General features: G+C 33.6%; 2 protein-coding genes. Both read right to left on the bottom strand.

Annotation, left to right across the window (positions count from 1 at the left end; translation table 11 throughout):
- A partial coding sequence (locus AC061C_RS15620) for an OmpA family protein (protein ID WP_478291937.1) occupies positions 1-1,923 on the bottom strand: 1,923 nt, incomplete at its 3' end.
- A gap of 11 nt (positions 1,924-1,934) precedes the next feature.
- On the bottom strand, positions 1,935-2,276 hold a 342-nt coding region (locus AC061C_RS15615), incomplete at its 5' end, for a PorP/SprF family type IX secretion system membrane protein (protein ID WP_478291936.1).

Genomic DNA, 2,276 nt, shown 5'->3' with positions numbered 1-2,276 from the left:
GCTTCTTCTGTTTAGTTGATGCTCCTCTTCTGAGCAAGTAACATTATCAGCACATTTATTTACGAGTTGCGTTTCGCCGTATCCTTTGCCGGTTAATCGATTGGAATTAATACCATTTTTAACCAGCCAGTCGATGGTAGCGTTAGCTCTTCTTTGCGATAGTGCTTCATTGTATTTAAATGTTTGTCTGCTATCCGTATGAGATCGGATGTCAATTTTCATGGTTGGATTCTGATTCAAAACATCTAATATTTTTTCTAAATCTAAAGCTGCTTCTGCTCTAATATTTGATTTATCTAAATCGAAATAAATCATTTTAATTCCAAAACATTTACCCAGATCATCACCAACAGCCACTTTACAAATTTCTTTTGTCATTGCTATTGGTAAGTATGTTTTTCCAGTTGTAGCTCCTATAGTAATTTTATCTTCTTTGGTGGTATACTCCAGTTTTTCAGCTCTTACATTATATGTTTTTCCACACTCAACAGCAAAGTTATAGTTTCCTTTTTCATCTGAAGCACCAGTATGAATTACCTTAAACTGATTATCGTATACGGTTACTTTTGCATTAGCGAGTATTTCACCTGTTTTTACATCGGTGATTGTACCATAGAGGCTTTGCTCACAAATAAGTTTTCTTGTTTCTAAGAATGTATAGATATCATCATAGCCTTGACCTCCATCTTTATTAGAAGAGAAAAAGCCTCTTCGAGATTTGGTATCAATTAAATACGCAAAATCATCTTTGGGAGAATTTATATCGGATCCTACATTTTGCACTTCGCTAAAAGTTCCCTCTCCACTTATTTTAGACATAAAAACATCCAATCCTCCAAGTCCAGGATGTCCATCTGATGCAAAGTAAATTTCATTTTCATTAGAAATAAAAGGGAAAGTTTCTTTACCTTCAGTATTAATAGATTTTCCTAAATTTTCAGGAGTTCCAAAAGTACCATCCTCATTTATTTCTACTTTAAATAAATCAGACTGTCCTAAGGTACCGGGCATGTCAGAGACAAAATACAGTGTTTTTCCATCGGGGCTTAGTGCGGGATGTGCTGTACTGTAATTATCACTATCAAAAGGAAGTTCAGTTACATTAGTCCATTTTTCATTTTCTAAAGTAGCTTTGTATAATTTGATTAAAGTAATTTTATTTCCATCTTTTCCTTTTTTACCATCAAGATAATTGTTTCGAGTAAAGTACATGGTTTTTCCATCAGCAGTAAAAATAGGAGTAGACTCATGAAACTTAGAGTTAATTGTCCCATCAAACTTTTTTGGTTTATTAGTACTTGGAGTTAGGTCAGCATCTAAATCAGTAGTGTATAAATTTGTAAAATACTGATTGGTCCATTTGTGTTTTCGTTGTCCGAGACTACCAGTATCTCTAGCCGAAGCAAAAACTAACTTATTCGAATAAATAGCAGTCCCATAATCAGAATAGATCGAATTGATTCCCGCATCTTCGATAGTGTACCTTCCAGAATTAGCTTTAATGGCTTGTAGATAATTGGTATTTTGTTTAAAGAGTTTGGCTCTACCATCATTGGCTGATTTTTGGCTGAACAATTCCATCACCTCATTGGCCTTATCATTTTGATTGATTGCTCTTAAAGACTGCGCATAGCGATAATAATATTCGGGTTCCAAAGTCGAGGTGTCTAAAGCAAACAATTCTCCATACCATTTGGCAGCTTTATCGAATTCGGAATTAAAGTAGTAAGCGTTTCCTAACTTTTGGAACAGATCTACAGATTTATATCCTTTCTCAGCAATTCTTTCATAGGTTTTGATGGCATCTACATAGGCATAACCCTCATATTTTTTATCAGCTAGGGTCAACTTTGCATTTTGAGCATAAATGTTAATGGAAAAAACACTTACTATTGTTATGTAAAGAAGTATATTTTTTTTCATAATAATTGTTTTTAGAAGAACCTTGGAGTTGTGATTTTACCATTGTTTTTAAATATTTCATAGCGCAAAAATATTTCATGGGAACCAGAATTGTAGTTTTTTAATCTTGTTGTATCATGATCGTAACCATAACCAATATACATTCCTTCAGAAACTTGAAAACCAACCATTGCACTCACAGCAGCCGACCATCTGTAGGCTAATCCAAGAACAAACTTATCATTAAACATAAAATTCCCAGACAAATCTACTTGAAGAGGTGCTCCATCGACAATTTTAGTTAACAATGCGGGTTTGAATTTAATAGATTCATTCATATCAAATGCGTAACCTGCAATTAAATAGTAATTAAT

The sequence above is a fragment of the Flavobacterium sp. GNP010 genome (assembly GCF_056428945.1).
Note: the sequence above shows the minus strand (reverse complement) of the source record. Positions and strands in the feature narration are given on the sequence as shown.